Genomic DNA, 18,773 nt, shown 5'->3' on the forward strand with positions numbered 1-18,773 from the left:
TTCGCCGGCATAGACGGCGGCCACGCGCTCGCTCTGCTCCGCTTGCGCCAGTTCGGCGATGGCGTGCACCGCGGCGATTTCCATCTTCTCGGTGATGGTGGTCGCGCCGCAGTCCAGCGCGCCGCGGAAGATGTACGGGAAACACAGGACGTTGTTGACCTGGTTCGGGTAGTCGGTGCGGCCGGTGGCCATGATCACGTCGCCGCGCACGGCGTGCGCGTCTTCCGGGGCGATCTCAGGGTTCGGATTGGCGAGCGCGAAGATGATGGGGTTGGCAGCCATCGACTTCACCATGTCGGCCTTGAGCACGCCGCCCGCCGAGAGGCCCAGGAACACGTCGGCGCCGACGATGACCTGCGACAGCTTGCGCATGTCGGTCTTCTGCATGTACTGGCGCTTGTCGTCGTCCATCAGCTCTTCGCGGCCTTCGTACACCACGCCGGCGAGGTCGGTGACGAAGACGTTCTCGCGCTTGAGGCCGACCTTGAGCAGCAGGTTCAGGCAGGCGAGTGCTGCGGCACCGGCGCCGGAAGCGACCAGCTTGACCTTGGCGAAGAGCTTCACTGCCTTGGCCAGCAAGGCCAAGAGCTAGCTCTCGATGCGCTGTCGCCGGCAGGAACTGCAGAATTGCCGATGGACGAGGAGTGGGCCGTAGGACTCACCGCGCTGAGGCGTGTGTTGACCAATGCGAGTGATGCGAGGATTGTGCTGGGCGGGCACGTTTCGGGGTTCAAGGGGCGAATGCCCGGAATCGCGGAAGAGGCACTTTGTTCCTTGAGCGCAGGTCAACCGTTGTACGTGCTCGGTGGCTTTGGGGGCTGCGCGCGAGACATTGCCGAAGAGTTGCATCTGGTCCCGCACCGTTCAACCCTGGTTGTCCCGTGGGCGGGTCGCGAACAATTTTCCGGTTTGGACTCGACCGCGCTGAGGAACGGCTTGGGCAGTGACGAGAACGAGACGCTAGCCCGAACTGTTCACGTTGACGAAGCTGTGGCTTTGATGCTTCGAGGACTGTTGCGCGTTTTCGGAACTACTGCTTGACCACCGAGCGCGCCACGAATTTTGGATTTTGGGATGTGAAGCGAGATATTTTCGGTAACCTCAGGCTCTTGAGCTGTTTGCATCGAACGATTGGAGGCGCACTTCGCGACGGTGACTACTCGCTCATGGCCAACTGGCCCCGATGGCCAGGTCAAACTGCTCCACTGATGGCCACGCAAACTGCCCCAGGCAGGACGGGTCGGATTATGCAGTGGCGGTGTTTTGTGTGATGCGTGCGGTGGCCTCCTTGACTCGGTAGCTCTTGCCCTCGAATTCGAGCATCGCAGCGCGATGCATGAGGCGGTCGAGGATGGTCGTTCCCATGGTGGCGTCGCCGAGGTATTTGCCCCAGTCCTGCACCACGCGGTTGGAGGTGACGATGAGGCTGCGGCGCTGCTTGTAGCGCTGGTGCACGATCGTCTGCAGCAGTTCGGCGCCGGCCTCGCTGATGCGTCGCGCGAGGAAGAGGTCGTCCAGCACCAGGAGTGCGGGCTCGATATAGCTGCGCAGTATCTTGGCCTGCTCGGCCTGGCTGGACAGCCCGTATCGAGCGAACTCTGTGTCGGCTTCGACGTACCGGACGTCGTAACCCTGCAGGGTGGCCTGGTAGGCCACGGCCTTGGCGATGTGGCTTTTGCCGGTGCCGGGCTTGCCGATGATCAACGCGTTCGCGCCTTCGGCGATGAACTTGAGCGTGTGCAACTCGAAGCACGCCTGGCGCGGCAGCTTCGGGTTGAAGCGCCAGTCGAAGTCGGCCAGGGTGAGGCGTTCGTCGAGCTGGGAGTGCTTGAAGCGCCGCTCGGTCAGGCGTGATCGACGTCGGTCGAGTTCATCCTGCAGCATGGCGGCAAAGGTGTCCAGAAAGGGCTGCTGCGCGGACTGGGCCTGCATCAGGCGGGTGTTCAACGTGTCGGCAATGCCGGACAGGCGCAGTTCGCGCAAGGCGCGCTCGATCTCATTCATGTTCATGGTGGGTGCCTGGGATGGTTGAAGGAGGGACGGGGCGCGCAGCGCCGCGGGCGAACAGGTCGGCGTACACGTCGACCGACTGGATCAGCGGGTGCTCCTGGATCAGGGACAGTTGCGTTGGATGCGCGGCGGCATCGATCGCGGCCAGCGCATCGGCCACGAGCTTCTCGGTCAACGTCTTGACGTGGCGGTAGCTGTGCACGCCATCGGCGATGGCGCGCGCGCAAGCGCTGTCGACGAGGCGACGTGGATAGCGCTTGGCCAGCCCGACGATGCCCCACAGCTTGCGCTGCCCTACGCGGCCCTCGATGGCGAACAGCATCTGGCACAGTCGTTCTGCGTCGGGGCCGATCGCCTTGGCTTGGCCGAGGATGCGGTGCGTCTCGCGCGAAGGATTGAACACGCGCTCCTCGTAAGGCAGCACGACCGTCCCGGGCCGATCGACGCGCGCGTGCGTGCGCAGCAGCGCCTGCGTCCTGAGATCGCGCACCTCGATCCGATGCTCGAACACGCGCACCAGAACGCGACTGCCGATGGGCGCTGGCCGGGCGGCGTAGCTGCTGTGATCGACGCGCACGCAGGTGTCGTCACACACGGTGCGCTGCGACTCGGTGAAGTACTGCATGCCCGTCACCGGCAACGGCTGCAAGTGAGGTCGCTCCTCCTCGAACATCGCCTGCACCTGACGGCGTGCGCTACCGTGGATGCGCGAGGCGGCCCAGCGGCTCTCCCAGTGTTCGAGGAAATCGTTCTGCTCGTCGATGGACTCGAAGCGCCGCCCCTTGAGGGCCGTGGCCTGCGTGTGGCCGATGGCGTTCTCAACCGTGCCCTTGCGATTTGGATCCCGGACCCTGGCCGGGTCGGCCACTACGCCGTAGTGGGCGAGCGCGGCGGCATAGACCGGGTTGAGTAGCGGCTCGTACAGATCGGGCTTGAGCACGCCTTCCTTCAGGTTGTCGAGGACCACGTAGCGACACGACCCTCCAAAATATCTCCATGCCTGCTCATGCAGCCGGGCCCAGACCTCCTGGCTGGACTTCCACACGACACGCCGGAAGCTGCGCCGGGAATAGCGCAACGTGGCCACGAACAGGCGGGGCTTCCTGAAGCGCTCGGTGCCCTTCACGCGCGTGGGCGCGCCCTCGCCGTAGTCGACCTGCATCTCCTCGCCGGGCTGGAACGACAACCGATCGAACTGCTGCGGTTCGCGCTTGCGCAACCTGGCGGCGAAACGCTTGACCGAGTTGTAGGCCCCGGTGAATGCGAACTGGTCGACCAGGTCCTGATACACGGCCATCGCGTTGCGGTTGAGCTTCAACTGCGACTCGATGAAGGTGCGGTGCGGCTCGCATGCCGACGTGATGCTGCTCGGTGCTGAACCGGGCGGCCGGGTCGGTGGCCAGGGTGGAGCAGTTTGCTCCGGCGCGCCGGCAGTTGCGCCCGGTGGCTCGGCGTCACCTTGGCCGGCGAACTGCTTCTGATAGCCGCGAATGGTGTGGCGCGAGATGCCCGTGACGCGCGCGATCTCTCGCTGCGTCGCGCCGTTGCGCAGCAGGGTCCAGATGGTGGTTTGCAGATGTGGCTTCAAGACGTTCAACCTGTGACTCCCTCGCAATCAAGGGAGTGAAGTAAACGTCCTGCCGGCCAGCCTCCGATCTACGACGACGCGGAAATCAGCGCGTCAAACACCGGTGACCAGGTGGAGCAGTTTGACCTGGCCACAAGTGGAGCAGTTTGAGTGGCCATCGGGGCTGGCGTGCCACGTACGCCCCAAGGTCGCAATGTCGCCTTTAGCGGACGTCCTCGGGCGACGCTTGGCTGTCAGCAAATGTTTAGGGTTGTGAGATACCTGCCCGGCACGCAACTGAGCGTTGATTGACAACGACCTGAGGGCAGGTGTCGCACAAGCCTCGAGGGAGGAAGCCGCGGATTCGCCTGCATGGCGGCTCGGCGCTGCCTGCGAGGTGGTCATTGGCGCCGCGCGCATGCGCCAGTCCCGCCGATCTGTACCACTGGCAGCTCGGCACGAACACCGACGTGATGCAGCCGTCGCTCATGCCGGTGGAGCGCGGATGCGCGCGTCGCGTGCAAAGGTCTGCACGATGCACATCGGCCGTCCGCAGTGGCAGCAGACGAACGTGGGCGCGGCGCACTGGGCGCTGTCGGCTTCGCGCGCCACCGACGGTTCGTGGATCACATCCAGCAGTTCACGTGCCAGCGCCAGGCAGGCCTTACGGCAGCCATTGGCAGCAACCCGTAGTGCCGGATGCGGTGCAAGCCGCTGGGCAGCACGTGCAGCAGGAAGCGGCGCATGAACTCGGCCGGCTCCAGCGTCATGGTCTTGTGCCGCGTGCAGCCCTTGGCGCGGTAGTCTTTCCAGCGGAACGTGACACCGCGCTCGTCCAGCGTAAGCAGTCGGCTGTTGGAGATCGCCACCCGGTGGGTGTAGCGCGAGAGGTAGGCCAGCACGGCCTGTGGCCCCGCGAAGGGGCGCTTGGCGTAGACCACCCACTCGACCCTGCGCAGGGACGCCAGCCAGGTCTTGAAGGCGCGCGCATCGGCAAGGTCGGCATGCTCGCCGAAGAATCGCAACTTGCCACTCGCATGCAGCCGCTGCAACTCTTCGAGGAATCGTCGGCGGAACAGACGCGACAGCACCCGCACCGGAAGGAAGAATCCCGGGCGGCACGCCACCCAGGTCTTGCCGTCGGACGCGAGGCCGCCACCGGGCACGATGCCGTGCACGTGCGGATGGTGAGTCAGCGCCGAGCCCCAGGTGTGCAGCACCAGCGTGGCGCCGATCCTGGCGCCCAGGTGCTTCGGATCGGCAGCGATGGTCAGCAAGACCTCGGCTGCCAGGTCGAACAGCAGCCCGTAGAGCACGGCCTTGTTCTGGTACGCCAGGTCGGCCACTTGCGCCGGCAGCGTGAACACCACGTGGTAGTAGTCCACCGGCAGCAGATCGGCCTGGCGCGCGTCCAGCCAGCGCTGTGTCGCCGCGCTCTGGCACTTGGGACAGTGCCTGCTTCTCTGTTCGCCGTCTCGCCCATTGCGATGGCTGTCGGTTCCAACTCGGTGTCTTGGACCGCCGACGCCGTCTGCATGTTACGCGCCATTGCTTCGGAAAATCCAGACCCGAAACTCCGTAACCCGGACAGCTTTGCTGCGAAGCTTTGTCCGCTTCCGACGACTTTCGCGACTACGCGTCGGCGAAAGAAAAGATCGATGCGGCCCCTGAGTTTTATGCTGGCTATTTCTACGTCAACGCTCGGACAAAATACATCGACAGCGTCCTGCGGCACGCGGCCGAGTCGGGAAGCGAGCAGGTGGTGATTCTTGGAGCCGGCTTTGACAGCCGGGCATACCGACTGCACGACAACTATCCAACGTTGCGGTTCTTCGAAGTTGACCTACCGGCAATGACTGCCGTGAAGAAGCAACGGCTGCGGGACGCCCGCATACAGATTCCAGGTCAAGCGACCCTTTCCTCTATCGATTTCGAAACGCAAGCCCTCGAGGATGTGCTGCCGGCAGCTGGATACAACGCCGCAAAGAAGTCCTTGTTCATCCTCGAAGGTGTTTCGATGTACATCAGCGAGGCCTCAAGTGGGACGTCGCTGGAATTCGTTCATCGCCATGCAGCGAGCGGCAGTTCCATCGTCTACGACTACGTCCTGCGCGAAATCCTCAGCGAAGGTCGGTCCAGGTATTACGGCATGGAATCCAACGCAGAAACTGTGGCGGTGCACGGGGAACCGTACATCACAGGATGGACGCCCGCCGAGTGCACGATGTCGCGGATGGCCGTGCCGGTGCGATAAGTCTTCTCATCACCATAGACGAACCGGGCCGAAGACTTTGGCGGAATGCGTGTAGCAAGACGTGTGTATAGATCAAGACCGAGACAGTTCGCACAGTTCGCCTCAAAGGCTGTCGTTCTACGGTTCTACACGTCGGGTCTTTGGGCAGGCCCAGTCGCCTTCTGTACCATAAAAGCGGGTGTACAAATCTCAGACTGCGACGAAATTCGTCGTGTGCGCTCCAACCAAGACCCATACCTTTTGAAGGCATTCGCTGCAGAGATCAAGGCGAGGCGGGGAGCGCTTGGGCTGAATCAGGAGCAACTGGCGCGAATCTGCCCGCTGAACCGAACCTTTATCGCGAAGCTAGAACTTGGGCAAACAAGCCCGTCGCTTACGACTCTCTTCCGGTTGGCGGTCGGTTTGGAGGTCGATCCCGAAGATCTCATCGTCTCAACTAAGAAGCGCTATCGCAAGGAACTAAGAAGCGCGATAGAGAAGTGATTCTCCTATGGGCGAGAGACTTCGCTCATGTAGAGGGCTGCGCATGCCACCAGTACCCGTCATTTTCGACGAATTCCTTTTGGGGTACAGGGGTCGAATTGCAGGGCTCAATTGCTTATCTGACCCTCGAAAAGTGTTGAGTGCTGATATTTGGGAAGGCGCGATGTACTCAACGTTCGTTGAAGCCGCGGCTCGGGTCAATGGGATCAGCATTGAACAGGTTTTGATTAGGCACACGTGCTACCCGTTGCGAGACTTACTTGGGCCTGCAAGCACAACCGTTCCATCAGAGTGCAGCGTGCTTACTCAGCTGTCCTTGCCAACAATCTACGACCTCATCGCCTACTGCGATGGCTGTGTGGAGGAGGACGCCGCGAGCGAGCATCACATTGCCCACTGGAGGCGCGACCATCAGATACCTGGTCTGCTCACATGCCCCGTTCACACCACCCAACTGCGCTTTGTTCGGCAATCGATTGCTTCCTGTACGCCTCCAACGGTTGGTTGTCCGGACGCTGTGTGGCTTAGCCAGAATCAGTACGAAGCATATGCAAGAAATCCTCACATTGCCGTGGCTCTTGGATTCCTTCAAGAGTTGCTGCGTGCAAACATTGCCCTCGATCATAGACTCTGCGTATTCGCTCTCTATCAAGAACTGGAACGACAGCTCCCGAATAGGTTGCCGAACGCTCGCGATCTGATCCAACTTATCAGGGATACATACCCGCCAGGGTGGCTAGACATCACAATTCCCGCGGAGAACAGGTGGCACGCCCGCAAAGCAGGTGACTGGAGCTTTGCGAGGACTACGAGTGGCATTGCCCTTGCTGCTGGACTGCTTTTCCCGTCGCCCGCCATCGCATTGGCAAGGATGCTTCCGGTTCCGGCAGGTGCCCCCGAGCCAGCAGTGAATTGAACTCGTCAAGCTTGCTCGTTGGACAGGGCGTCGTTCCCCGCCACGGTGTAGGCGTCGTTGAGACTTGGGGTGGCCGGCGTCAACCCAACTATCTGCTCCGACCGGCCAAGCTAATTGCCGCCAACCACTTGGGGCGAGAGCGGCGGGTCAACTGCATGCAGCATCAGTCCAGGAGTCCTGGATCCGCGCGTGCCAAGCGACATGAGGAGCTGACTCGTCTTGCAACACATAACGTTTGCGTGCTCATAGCGGATCAAGCGGACAGCCAACGTGATCTCCGGCAGCAATCTACCTGTAGCTACTAAGAAACTCATGCCATCGACCGCCGAATTTGACTGTGACCCCAGTTTCATGCCCCGGGGTCGGGCCTACCCGATGGCGAACTACTGAGCTCGGGAATTGCCGTCCTCGATGCACGGCGTTAAAGGTGCCGTTTGACGCTGAATACGATCGTCTTGGCAGTGGTCGAGGCATCGGCAGCATCCTGCTGCCTCCGCCCTTTGAGAGACTTTTGCCCTTTTGCTGCAGTGAAGACGTTGAACATCCGTGAGCGTCCAGTCCAACCATCTTGAAAGCCCGCTCGGAGCATAGGAGCCTAGTCCCCATCAACAACTCTTGGTGGACACGTGAGCACTATCCCCGATCAACAAGCCGGCACACGCCGGCGACGTCGCATTCACGGTGATGAATTCAAGGCCAACGCCGTGGCCAGTTGCATGCAGCCGGGCATGTCGATGGCGGCGGTGGCGATGGCCCAAGGCGTCAACGCGAATCTGCTGCGCCGATGGGTTCGCGAGGCAGAAATGAAGGCGGGAACCACCGTCGTCAGCGCGACAACCGCCGAGGGCCCCAAGGCGCAAGAAGCCAAGACATTGTTCGTCCCGGTCAGCTTGCCGCCACCAGTCCAGCCGGCTCATGTCCCGGACGTTCGCATCGAGCTGCGACGTGGGCCGATGGCGGTCACCGTGACTTGGCCGGCGAGCGCCGCCAGCGAGTGCGCGGCCTGGATGCGCGAGCTGCTTCGATGATCCGCATCGACGCGATGTGGCTGGCCGCCGACCCCATCGACATGCGCGCCGGCGCCGAGCGCCTGTTGACGCGCGTCGTGCAAGTCTTCGGTGCGGCACAGGCGCACCATGGCTACCTGTTCGCGAACGCCCGCGGCACGCGCGTCAAGCTGCTGGTGCACGACGGCTTCGGCGTGTGGTGCGCGGCGCGCCGGCTCAACGCGGGGCGCTTCGTCTGGCCGGGCACGCCCAACGCGACGCCCTTGCTGTCGCTCACACGTGCGCAGTTCGATGCGTTGGTCTTGGGCCTGCCGTGGCAGCGCCTTCCCGAGCTGAGCGTCATCACGCGAGCCTGAGGCCCCGACACAACCAGCCTTCCACGCGTTGACAGTGGATGTGCCGATGTTTGCATCGGCGTGCACTGGCACCATACAACGCATGCTTGGCGCGCGTGATCTTCCTGCAGCGAATCCTTCGGGTCTGTCCGCCGAGACAGCTGCGCTGGTTGCTCAGCTGCTCCAGCGGCTGCAAGACCAGGCGCAGCAGTTGGCCGAGCATGGCCGTGTCCTTGCGCAACGCGACCAGGCGCTCGCCGAGCGCGACGCGCTGCTGCAGCGCAAGGACCGCGAGCTCGCACTGCGCGAGGCCAAGATCGAGAAGATCACCTTCGAGCTGGCCAGGCTCAAGCGCTGGAAGTTCGGCGCCAAGTCCGAGGCGATGAATGCCGAGCAGCGCCGCTTGTTCGAGGAGACGCTGGCCGAGGACGAGGCGGGCCTGCGCGAGCAACTCGAGCGGCTTCGGCGTGAAGCCGCCGTGGCCGCAGCCGGCGTAACTGCCTCGGACACAACGACCAAGGCGTCCCCGCGCCGGCCGCGCCGCAACCCGTTCCCCGACCACTTGCGCCGTGTGGAGCACCACCACGAGCCCTCGCGCACCGACTGCCAGGAACCTGGCTGCGGACGCCCGATGACGCGCATCGGCGAGGAGGTCAGCGAGCGGCTGGACATCGTGCCTGCCGAGTTCTTCGTACATCGCCACGTCTACGGCAAGTGGGCCTGCCGCTGCTGCCAGGTGCTGCGCCAGGCGCCCAGCGTCGCGGAGGTCATCGAAGGCGGTATCGCTGCCAGCGGCTTCGTCGCGCACACGCTGATCAGCCGCTTCGTGGACCACATGCCGTACTACCGGCAAGCGACCATCAACGCCCGCAGCGGCGTCCACACACCGCGCTCTACGCTGGCGTCAATCACCGGCCAGGCAGGTGCAGCGCTGGAGCCGCTGCACGAGGCGCACAGGCGCTTCATCCTCAGGTGCGCCGTGCTGCACGCCGACGAGACGCCAGTGGCCTTGCTGGACCCGGGCGCGGGCAAGACACGCCGAGCCTACGTCTGGGCCTACGCCAGAAGCTGGCACGACAAGGTGCCTGGTGTGATCTACGAGTTCTGCCCCGGACGCGGGACGCAGTACCCGCTGGCATTCCTGGGAGGCCAGAATCGACACGCCAAGCGATGGTCGGGTACGTTGCTGAGCGACCGCTACAGCGCCTACGAGACCGTGGTCGATCCCCGGCTGTATCCGGACCGCTTGGGCGCAGCCTGCGCCGCGCACGCACGCCGCAACTTCGAAGAGTTGACGCACGACGGCACCAGCGTGGTGGGCCTGGAGGCGGTGCGTCGCTTCGCGCGCATCTACGGGGTCGAGGCACAGCTCAAAGAGCTCAGCGATGACGAGCGCCGGGCGCAACGCCAGCAACTCGCCAAGCCACTGTGGGAAGAGCTCAAGCACTGGCTACAACTGGAGCGCCGGCTGGTGGCCGACGGCGGCCCGACGGCCAAGGCCATCGACTACACGCTGGGGCACTGGGCCGCGCTGACGCGGCACCTGGACGACGGCGCGGTCGCCATCGACAACAACCACCTCGAGCGTCAGATCAAACCCTGGGCGATGGGCCGCAAGGCATGGATGTTCGTGGGCAGTGAACTGGCTGGCCAGCGCGCCGCCATCGTGATGAGCCTGGTGCAGTCGGCGCGCCTGAACGGCCACGACCCCTGGGCCTACTTGCGCGACGTGCTGCAGCGCCTGCCGACGCAGCGCAGCAGGCAGATCAATGACTTGCTGCCGCACCGATGGCAGCCAGCGTCCGACACGACACCATGACGTTGCTCACGCAGGCCGTGATGGTCCGCGCGAACATCGACGTCGGCCGCATGAGCGCGCAACAGAAGGTTGAGCTGGCTGACGAAATCTATGTCCAGCAGCCGAACCTGCTGGCCTCCATCCTGGTGTTGCCTCGTTTTGGTGTCGACATACTGCAGCTTGAGGTGCCGATCCACGTTCTGCTGGTCGCCTTCCAGGCCATGAAGCACTGCGGGCACGCCTTGCCAACGATCTCTGAAGACGTCCAAGAAACCTGCTTGCAGCGACTGACGGCGACGATGAAGTTCACCGACGGTGTGCCGCCAGACCTCGTCGAGCAGATGATCACGAAGTTCTGCGTTGACCACCCCGAGCGCTACCTGTTGGCGTTTGTGTACGGCCACCTTGGCCAGCACGATCTGCTGCGCCTGCGAACTGACGCCGAGAAGTTCTTGCTGCTGGCCGCCCTCAACCTCGTGGAGTGCATTGCCTACGTCGGAGCACAGCCGCAGTCGAGGTGACCCGCCTACGGCCGGTCAAGATGGGATGACTGGACGCTAACGAACATCCCGCGGGGCGCAGAAGTCGACCACAGATTCACGGGGATTTGATATTGACCTCGACGCCCTTGTGTGTACCATAAAAGCGGGTGCATAGATAGACAAGTGCTGATACGCGTTCGCGCGCTTTGGCGAGGAGGTGCTATGAGTGCTCGGCGGGACGAACAGTGGATGCCAAATTGGATGGAGGGGGAGACGCTATATGGCCTCTGTTGCAGATACCACAGGGTTAGAGGTGGCCGCCTCGCGTCAAGTACGTGCCTGGATCTGTTCGGGCATGCACGAATCGGCTTCAGCCATGATGTGCCAGAGCGCCTCGAAACCTTCACGGAGCGCTCGATGGGTCAATGTGGAACCGCGCGCTCGATCGTGATGGAGCATTCGGTTCTAGGCTACTACATGAGATTTCGCAGTGTAGGCGAGCAGTCGGAGATTCTTTCTCAACTGCAAGCCGGCGGTGCGGGTGCGACCAAGGCACGTCTCGGACTGCTCGCGACGGGCATTGGAGCGTCTCACCCGTTGCGCTTCTGCCGCGAGTGCGTTCGGCTCGATCTGGCCAATGACGGAATCGCGACGTGGCGTCTCGTCCACCAGTTGCCAGGCGTCTGGATGTGCTTGGCTCATGGCGCTCCGCTGACCGCTGCGTTGTCAAAGGTCAATGGTGTCCAGAGATTCCAATGGCTGCTGCCGGACGAAGTGATCGAGCAAGGAAGCTACGTAGAGCCGAAGGCCGACTTGTTGGCTGAAGGCCTATTGTCAGCAACCGCAGTGGCCCGAGACTCGAGTGATATTCTGGCCCTCGACACAAACGTGTCCGTTGATCGCAATCGGTTGGGCGCAACGCTGCTGGAAGGCCTGAAGCGCCTGAACCTCGCGAGTCCTTCGGGTCGATTGCGTTCCGCGAGCCTCGTCAGTGAGATGGAGACTTGGTCAAGGCGGGTTCGGCATTTGCCAGAAGGAAACGTATTGTGCGTTGCAGGTGGCGCTGCGCTGAGCCTTGTTCGAAGCGCGTTGGCCTCGAACGGCCCTCCTCTGCATCCCCTACGTTATGTCGTCCTGTCGGAGTGGCTCTTCGGTTCTTGGCGGGAGATGAAAGTTCTCTACGACCAATTTGAGACTTCTAACTTGCCGGCGTTGTCTCCATCGCCTCGGCCGGCACGTGGCGGACAATCACAGAGGACATCGACTCCTGATCAGAAGCAGCGCTTCTTGAAACTTGTTGAAGCGGACGGTCTGACAGTCAGTGCAGCTGCTCATGCAATCGGGATCGATGTTGAAACAGGAATCACGTGGGCAAGCAGATTCGGCGTTGTCGTGCAGCGGCGCCCCAAGCGACTCACTGCCCAGGCGCGTCAAGATGTCCTTGCGCAACTGAAAGCAGGGCGCCCCAAGACGCAGATCGCTTCGGATCATGGGGTATCAATCGAAACCGTGACTAGGGTTTTGCTGTGTGATCCCGACGCTCGGACGGATCGAACGCTAAGCCTCAGAGCGACTCGCTTGAATCTTGCCCGCAAACAGATCGATGACGCGATGGTGCGAAACCCCGACGGAGGTGTGAGCGCGATCCGCGCACTTGCACCCGCTGCGTTCGCATACCTGCGCAGAAACCATCGGGAGGTCCTTCGTCGGTTGTGTGAGTCCCTTCCAAAGAAGTCGCGCGTGAAACCACGCTTAGTCGATTGGAGCGAACGTGATCGGCGATTTTCAGCTCAACTAGTAATCCTCCGCGGCAGTGCGCCCGTGTTTAACGCCAAGCAACTCGCTCAACGCGTACCGGGTCTGGCGGTCAAATGGGGAAAATTGGATCGCTTGCCTCGAACCAAGCTGGAATTGAAAATCAAAGATAAGCCTTTTAATGCGCACAAGTCAATTTCCCAGGACAAGGATAAATGACGAGTCGTCAGCCTAAAACCGGGGGGGAGTCAATTGGTTTGAGGCGTTCCGCCAATAATTAGCGTTATTAATTATAACTATGTTGCTGTCATAAAGACAATAATAAATAATCGATTCTTCAAGTCCCACAAAGCTTAGACGCGAAGTGTACGCTCACATCCCGAAGCTGAAGTGACGCTGTTTGTGTGGTCTTTGGCGTGAATGAAATATCTGGTAATGTCGCGTCCGATGAGTGTTTGAAAGGACGAGTGTGGCTCGCCTCGTATCGGTCGCAGACTTCGAGTGGACGTGGCAAGCCATTTGGGTGGAGCTGTCGTCCGACCAGGTTGGCTGAACTTCGGTACTCGTGGCTTTTTTGGAGCACGTATGAAAAGACACCTTGGGCTTACTGCCGCCCGCGTCAAAGAGATCCATCGACGCCAGATCCCTTTTAAGTACGGGGCCGAATATTTGCCGTCGATCCGGGCTGACGCCCCGGAAAGTCCGAGCCGCTCGGGAGCGGCTACACGCTATGCCACGAAACTTGGACGGGATGTCCATTTGTGCTCAGGACCTGAGTTATCAACTGCTCCGCTGGCGCTCATGAACCCAGCGACGTTTGAGCTGCATGAGCAGCACATGGCGCCGCCGTTTGAGTCGAAGAATCGGCTGAAGGACCATCCAAAGGGCCGTGACCTCTTCCTGCCAGTCACCGAAGGAACCGTAGCAATTGCTGCTCATTTGGGCGTCTTGTCAAAACACCCCTGTGTCGACGACCCCGACTGCAGAGACGCGGCCGGCGAGATCGGACGCCTCGCCGCGCCCTACATCGGGGATCTACTGCTGTTCCTCGAAGACTCCGAGGGACCTTATTGCGTCGACTGGGATGTAAAGGCCATGCAGGGCGACCACGGTCGGCCCGGAGCCGGTGACTGGACCGAAAGAACGAGTCCCAAGCGGATACGAGCCGCGACGTGCCGAGAGGAGATCTATCAGGAGTGCTCTCGCCAACTGGGCATTCGCGTAGTCAGGGTGGCCAAGGAAGACCTTCCCCGTCAACTGCGATACAACCTGGATAGTCTGTTCAGACTGCACCATCAGACTATCGATCTCTCGGCAGATCGTCAAGACGAACTGGTCGCTCAATTTCAAGAGGCACTGATCTCCGAATGCCCGCCTCAAACCGTCATAGAACGCTATAGAAGCCTGGGAACCCCAGGAATGAAGGACTGCAAGCGCGTACTTGAACAAGCAATCTGGAATCGCCGCATCCGCATCGATTTGTACAGCCCATGGGGCATCGACTGGCCTCTACTCCCGGAGGTTCGCGATCCACTCGTTGAATTCTCTCATTGGTTCTCGAGGTAGCGTATGGCGGCAGAGCGCAACGTGGTTGGACACCGGGGACGCCCACGTCTTCGCAGACGACCCAAGGCCAGCGAAGAGATTGATCCGGGGCATGGTGGATGGCTTCAGGCGCTTTGCAAGACCCTGCGAGACGCTTACGTCCGTTTGGGCGCGTACTTTGAAATACGAATTCGGGTTCGAAGTAAGAAGAGTCAACGGAGTCTGGGAGCTCTTCCAACCTGGTGGTCGGCACATCCATCTTTCGACCAATTCCGCTACTGGATCTACAAGCGGATCGGGAAATACGAGGTGTGGTTCATTCTTCATCCAAGAGCACGGAAGGACGCGTATGTCCGTAGGTGTGAATTTCGTAGCCCCTGAGGGCTATGTGACCCTCAAGAAGGGCGTCAAGTATTTACTCTTAAGAAACGACGGCCTGCGCAAGCGCGTCCTTTTTGTCAGCTTTCACGATCGAACGGAGCACGAAGCCAGACACGCAGCACTCGCAGTCCTATCTCGCAACGATTTCGAGGCGGGACTTGTGCCCGGTCCACGATCATCTGTGCCACCGCTCGTCACAACCACGCGTGGAGCAGCTGAGGGCGACGACCAGAAGGAGATTGAACTGCCCCCGTGGCTCGAATCCTTGAAGGGGACCTCCTTTGGATCAGATCCCCGATTCACTGAAGCCAAGCAGCTGGTGGACGAAAGACTGCTTGTCATCGGCGCGGCGCTGAATCAGATCAATGCAATCTTGCAGGCGGACGATCCCGATAGAGAGCTGAACAAGCTGGCGCGCGCCTGCAAACCGGCCGTCAACGAGACGAGATTCCGGTTGTGGTTCTATTTGTATGTGGCATACGGCTACCAAAAGTGGGCAGTTCTTCCTGCTCGCAGTAGATGGGGCAAGTGGGATCGGCTGGATCCGAAGTACAAGGACAGCCATCTGGGGCGTCCAGGAGAACACTACGGAAACCAGTTTGGCCATTGGAGCAGCCAAGAGATGATCCAGACGATGGTCGATGGCTTCAGGGCCTACGTTCACAAAGCGAATGACATTACTGGAGCCTGGGCGATGACCTTGAGGCTCAAGTTCGGATGCAAGGTGAAAAAGGTCAATGGGGAGTACGAAGTCTTCCATCCCGACGGGCAACCGTATCCGTCGTACGATCAGTTTCGCTATCGAATCTATCAAAAGGTCGGGAGGGAAGAGGTTCGACGAATCCTCCACGGGGACAACCGCTATCGCCACGAGGACGCGGCAATCGTGGGCTCGTACCATGAAGGGCTTTCGAACCTGGGCGACGTGGCCTACTTCGACTCGGCCCAGATTGTTGAGTATCCAAAGAGCTATCTCGGCAACTATGCACTACCTCCGCTTCAGCAAGTGGACCTCGTCGACGGTAGAAGCTCCTGGATCCTGGGCGTTGGATTCTCACTCGGGGCGGAAAAGGCGAAGGCGTACAACATCTCGATGTTCTGTTCGGCTCTCAAAAAGTCGGAGTTCGGAAGAATCATCGGTTACCCGATCTCGGATGAAGATTGGCCGGGTCATGGTGTACCAGCCGTCGTCCATGGCGATCGTGGAAAAGGTGCCACTAACGATGTGAAAGTAGCCCTTGCACCGACGCGAACTGGTCGGGACAAGTCGCCGACCTACACGCCGCAATCCGATGCGCCGGTCGAAACGAAGCATGCGCGCCACACGAAGAAGCAAGAAGCGCCGACGTACGTTATCAGCGACCTCACGGTGATTCAGCTGATCAAGCGTCAAGTGAGAAACGCTATCAAGAAGAATCGCAGTGACGATGTTTCCGCGCGAGCGTCTGACCGGGCTGTGGTGGAGGGTGGTGTACAAACCCCCTTGCAGTTGCGAAACTATTTGGCAGACCACCACCAAGATAGCCTTGTTGAGATCTCGTTCAACGATGCCGTCAGACGCTTCCTGGACCCCGTGGTTTTCGAGGTACGCGAAGGAAAGCTGTACTACAAGCATCGTCACTACTCTTCCGAAGAAGTCATTCGGGGTGGCCTTGGCGCGGAGATGAGACACGTCAACGGAATGAAGCTCGATGGCTACACGATGACTGCCGTGCCAAAGTTTGCATGGATCGAGTATCGGGGCAAGCTGCTGGAGGTTGAAGCTGTCAGTCACGGCGATCCTTATGCGGCCCTTGCGTCGCTCCCCGAGTTGGATCAAATTGCCAACACCCGGTCCCGAGCGTCTGGGGCGAGGCAGGCAAGAAAGAAGCTGGAGGTCGTTGCGGCGCAGGAGGAATTCAAGCAGGAGACAGAAAGGGAGTGGCACTCGGGTAGAACGGTCAAGCGCAGACCCAAAGTGAAGTCGAAAGCGGCCCAGGACGAGCTTGGTCGTATCGCGTAGTCAATATGGAGTACGCAAAGGGCAACACTGAAAACGTCGACTTCGATATTGTCGCCGCGCTCCGGCTCCCACAAGACGACATTGAGTTGGCGCGACGCCTAAGGCTTGAACCGCGGCCGTTCATTTGCAACGCGGAGTGGTCTACGACGCTCGCTGGCGAGATGCTTTTTAAACACTTAGGCAGCATCTATCGTCCCTTTGCCCAGAGTCTGACCATCATTCGATCAATGGTCGACCACGCCATAGCCTATGCATCGACCGTCTATCCGACCCGCGATGCGTTCATCAGAAGCGTCCAAGGCCAGTTGCCGACCGTGACGGATGTAGCTGTAAGGCTCGTTACCTCTCCTCCGGGCTGCGGCAAGTCGGCGGATCGTGAAGCGGTTCGTCGTCTTTTTGCTAACGCCACTCCTTTGAGGCCGAGTAGCTTTCTTCCAGACTTCCCGTTCCACCCCTTCGCTCTTCTGAAGGTAACAGCTCACATGAAATTGTGTGACGTACTGAACGGCGTAGTTGAGTCTGTGGGGCAGAAAGCTGACTACAAGAAGGCTGGACCCGTTGACGTGAAGCACGCGCGCACGCTACTGCATCAAAGAGGCGTATGTGGCGTACTCGCCGATGAAATGCAATTCCACACCAGAAGCAGCCAAGCAAGCGCTCGGACTTCGGGCTTGCTGGACATGGTCTGTCGGCTCGGCCACCCGCTGCACTTTTTCGCCAACTACAGTCTCGGCCACAGGCTCAAGACCCGTCCTCCGGAGGAAACAACGCGGTTTCTTTTTCATCCACATGTGTTGCTGCCGGATCTGCCGAATGACCCTGCGCTGATCGGTCTGCTTGAAGACATCCAAATTGTGTTGGGCGAAGTGTGCACGTTCAAGCTTAGGGATTCCGCGGGAGTTATTTGTGCGATGACGTTCGGAATCAAGCGTCTCATCCTAAGGCTTGTAAGGGTTACGTATGAAATCGCGCATCGCCAATGCAGCCTTCGATCTCTGCCGGTAAGAATGACGGAGCAGCATCTGCGAGATGCCTATTGGTCACTGGAGTTTCAGGAGGATCGAGCAATCGCAGACAACACTCGAAACGCGATGCTTGGGCTTAGGGCGGTGAAAGATGACTTCAGGTGCCCCTTTGAACTCGATCAGTCTGCGGACGTCAGGCAACGAGCTCTCGCGGATGCGACGCGGCAGATTGCGATCGACGAGGCGGCGCTTAGCGCTGCTCGCTCGGCCGCTCAACGGGATTCCGACCGAAAGAACAAAGAACCGCCTGATACACCTCAACAACGACCACCGGGTCGTCCCGTTCGTCCTCCGCCAAGGACGCCTGACGACCTTAGGGGAAGTCTCTTCTGACGCCGTCGGTTGGCAGCGCCCATGCCTCACCTGCTCTAGTTGGACTTTTGGAGAATGCCAATGGGAAGAAAATCTGGAGTGCAGCGAGAAGACGTATACCGCGCCGCGCTCATGATCAAAGCACGTGGTGAATCGGTATCCATTGAACGTGTTCGGAGGGAAATCGGAAGGGGATCCCCGAACACGGTCGTCCCCTTCCTGCGAGAGTGGCGAAAAGAACAGGGTGTCCAAGCCTGCGCGGAGATGGAGGTAGTCGAAACTACCTCTACGGAACCTGCTGCCGACGACACGCCTCCCGAACTTGAGATCATGGCGCGCGCAATTTGGGAGCGCGCGAAAAAGCACGCATCGGAGAGGGCGCGGCGAGAGCTGCACGAGCAGAGCTTTGTGCTGAGCCAAAGTCAGACCGCCTTGGCAGCCCGTTCAGCGCAACTGCAGGATGAAGAGCGTCGGATCGAACTCGCGGGGAAACACCTTGAGGAGTCATCTTCAGCGGCAAAGCAAGAGATAGAACGCTGGCGCGATTCGTATGAAGCCGCCAAGAAAGAGTGCGACGTTCTCAACGGGAATCTATCGGGGGCTGAAGCGGAACTCGAAAGGTTGCGTACCCTGATCAATGGCCACGTCGATGAGTTGGCTCGTCGTGATCAAGCCATCCGAGAAGCAAAGGAAGAGCACGCTGCACAGGTGGAGCGAGTCGTTGCGGCATTTGTCCAAGCCGACGAGCAAAGGCAACGTGCATCTACAAAATCCAGCGACTTGCGGACTTCTAAGCATTCTTCTCGGAGCTAGAGCAATGTGCAGGCCGCATCGAGACGCAAATGTCTATCTCATGGGTGATTCGTATGCGCTTGGCCAACTCACCTTGCCCCCAAGCGGG

Annotated in this window: 15 protein-coding genes and 2 pseudogenes; 13 read left to right on the plus strand and 4 right to left on the minus strand. The window is 60.5% G+C overall.

The features are described 5' to 3' along the window. Positions 1-552, minus strand: a pseudogene (locus HCU76_RS35395) (malic enzyme-like NAD(P)-binding protein); the annotation flags it as partial. An 81-nt stretch (positions 553-633) separates the two neighbouring features. Between HCU76_RS35395 and HCU76_RS37440 the strand changes: the two are divergent. Further along, on the plus strand, positions 634-1,041 hold the full coding sequence (locus tag HCU76_RS37440) for a hypothetical protein (RefSeq protein ID WP_218511938.1): 408 nt from the start codon (positions 634-636) through the stop codon (positions 1,039-1,041). 204 nt (positions 1,042-1,245) lie between these two features. Here HCU76_RS37440 and istB read toward each other — a convergent pair whose 3' ends face one another. The 3 genes and pseudogenes from istB to HCU76_RS35415 all read right to left on the minus strand — a co-directional run. After that, complete coding sequence (istB, locus tag HCU76_RS35405; RefSeq protein WP_218511939.1) at positions 1,246-2,010, minus strand: IS21-like element helper ATPase IstB; 765 nt, start codon at positions 2,008-2,010, stop codon at positions 1,246-1,248. Further along, positions 1,997-3,607, minus strand: a complete 1,611-nt coding sequence (istA, locus tag HCU76_RS35410; RefSeq protein ID WP_218511940.1) for an IS21 family transposase — start codon at positions 3,605-3,607, stop codon at positions 1,997-1,999. Before istA ends, istB begins: the two co-directional genes overlap by 14 nt. A 456-nt stretch (positions 3,608-4,063) precedes the next feature. After that, a pseudogene (locus HCU76_RS35415) lies at positions 4,064-5,040 on the minus strand (IS91 family transposase); the annotation flags it as partial. A 143-nt stretch (positions 5,041-5,183) separates the two neighbouring features. Between HCU76_RS35415 and HCU76_RS35420 the strand changes: the two are divergent. The 12 genes from HCU76_RS35420 (at position 5,184) to HCU76_RS35475 (ending at position 18,685) form a co-directional block, all read left to right on the plus strand. Continuing rightward, positions 5,184-5,831 (plus strand): SAM-dependent methyltransferase, encoded by a 648-nt coding sequence (locus tag HCU76_RS35420; protein ID WP_218511941.1) that lies wholly within the window; start codon positions 5,184-5,186, stop codon positions 5,829-5,831. 240 nt (positions 5,832-6,071) lie between these two features. Then, a complete protein-coding gene (locus tag HCU76_RS35425) occupies positions 6,072-6,314 on the plus strand; it encodes a helix-turn-helix domain-containing protein (protein ID WP_256354728.1) in 243 nt (80 codons plus the stop codon). A 43-nt stretch (positions 6,315-6,357) separates the two neighbouring features. After that, a complete protein-coding gene (locus tag HCU76_RS37445) occupies positions 6,358-7,230 on the plus strand; it encodes a TniQ family protein (protein ID WP_218511943.1) in 873 nt (290 codons plus the stop codon). 626 nt (positions 7,231-7,856) lie between these two features. Continuing rightward, positions 7,857-8,258 carry a transposase gene (locus tag HCU76_RS35435; protein WP_371319957.1) on the plus strand — a complete coding sequence of 134 codons (402 nt, stop codon included), beginning with the start codon at positions 7,857-7,859 and terminating at the stop codon, positions 8,256-8,258. After that, complete coding sequence (tnpB, locus tag HCU76_RS35440) at positions 8,255-8,593, plus strand: IS66 family insertion sequence element accessory protein TnpB (protein WP_218511944.1); 339 nt, start codon at positions 8,255-8,257, stop codon at positions 8,591-8,593. The genes HCU76_RS35435 and tnpB overlap by 4 nt, the downstream gene beginning before the upstream one ends. Positions 8,594-8,675: 82 nt before the next feature. Beyond that, positions 8,676-10,391: an IS66 family transposase gene (locus HCU76_RS35445; RefSeq protein ID WP_218511945.1), complete on the plus strand. Its 1,716-nt coding sequence runs from the start codon at positions 8,676-8,678 to the stop codon at positions 10,389-10,391. Then, positions 10,388-10,891 (plus strand): hypothetical protein, encoded by a 504-nt coding sequence (locus HCU76_RS35450; RefSeq protein ID WP_218511946.1) that lies wholly within the window; start codon positions 10,388-10,390, stop codon positions 10,889-10,891. The genes HCU76_RS35445 and HCU76_RS35450 overlap by 4 nt, the downstream gene beginning before the upstream one ends. Before the next feature lie 222 nt (positions 10,892-11,113). Continuing rightward, positions 11,114-12,826, plus strand: coding sequence for a TnsD family transposase (locus tag HCU76_RS35455; protein WP_256354730.1), 1,713 nt, complete (start codon positions 11,114-11,116; stop codon positions 12,824-12,826). Positions 12,827-13,408: 582 nt separating this feature from the next. Further along, positions 13,409-14,173 carry a hypothetical protein gene (locus HCU76_RS35460; protein ID WP_218511948.1) on the plus strand — a complete coding sequence of 255 codons (765 nt, stop codon included), beginning with the start codon at positions 13,409-13,411 and terminating at the stop codon, positions 14,171-14,173. Between the two features lie 328 nt (positions 14,174-14,501). Beyond that, complete coding sequence (locus tag HCU76_RS35465) at positions 14,502-16,535, plus strand: hypothetical protein (RefSeq protein ID WP_218511949.1); 2,034 nt, start codon at positions 14,502-14,504, stop codon at positions 16,533-16,535. 5 nt (positions 16,536-16,540) lie between these two features. Beyond that, the gene (locus HCU76_RS35470; RefSeq protein WP_218511950.1) at positions 16,541-17,893 is read left to right on the plus strand and encodes a hypothetical protein; all 1,353 of its coding nucleotides are present in this window, start codon (positions 16,541-16,543) and stop codon (positions 17,891-17,893) included. 60 nt (positions 17,894-17,953) lie between these two features. Beyond that, positions 17,954-18,685, plus strand: coding sequence for a DNA-binding protein (locus tag HCU76_RS35475; protein WP_256354729.1), 732 nt, complete (start codon positions 17,954-17,956; stop codon positions 18,683-18,685). The last annotated feature ends 88 nt before the right edge of the window (positions 18,686-18,773 follow it).

It is taken from the genome of Variovorax sp. dw_308 (genome assembly GCF_019207085.1).
Classification (GTDB): domain Bacteria; phylum Pseudomonadota; class Gammaproteobacteria; order Burkholderiales; family Burkholderiaceae_C; genus Variovorax.

Excerpts from the sequence above, each read along its gene's own strand:
- tnpB (WP_218511944.1), top strand. The coding sequence starts at position 8,255 with ATGATCCGCATCGACGCGATGTGGCTGGCCGCCGACCCCATCGACATG.
- HCU76_RS35445 (WP_218511945.1), top strand. The coding sequence starts at position 8,676 with ATGCTTGGCGCGCGTGATCTTCCTGCAGCGAATCCTTCGGGTCTGTCC.
- HCU76_RS35460 (WP_218511948.1), top strand. The coding sequence starts at position 13,409 with ATGAACCCAGCGACGTTTGAGCTGCATGAGCAGCACATGGCGCCGCCG.
- HCU76_RS37445 (WP_218511943.1), top strand. The coding sequence starts at position 6,358 with ATGCCACCAGTACCCGTCATTTTCGACGAATTCCTTTTGGGGTACAGG.
- HCU76_RS35475 (WP_256354729.1), top strand. The coding sequence starts at position 17,954 with ATGGGAAGAAAATCTGGAGTGCAGCGAGAAGACGTATACCGCGCCGCG.
- HCU76_RS35470 (WP_218511950.1), top strand. The coding sequence starts at position 16,541 with ATGGAGTACGCAAAGGGCAACACTGAAAACGTCGACTTCGATATTGTC.
- HCU76_RS37440 (WP_218511938.1), top strand. The coding sequence starts at position 634 with ATGGACGAGGAGTGGGCCGTAGGACTCACCGCGCTGAGGCGTGTGTTG.
- HCU76_RS35450 (WP_218511946.1), top strand. The coding sequence starts at position 10,388 with ATGACGTTGCTCACGCAGGCCGTGATGGTCCGCGCGAACATCGACGTC.
- istB (WP_218511939.1), bottom strand. The coding sequence starts at position 2,010 with ATGAACATGAATGAGATCGAGCGCGCCTTGCGCGAACTGCGCCTGTCC.
- HCU76_RS35455 (WP_256354730.1), top strand. The coding sequence starts at position 11,114 with ATGGAGGGGGAGACGCTATATGGCCTCTGTTGCAGATACCACAGGGTT.
- HCU76_RS35465 (WP_218511949.1), top strand. The coding sequence starts at position 14,502 with ATGTCCGTAGGTGTGAATTTCGTAGCCCCTGAGGGCTATGTGACCCTC.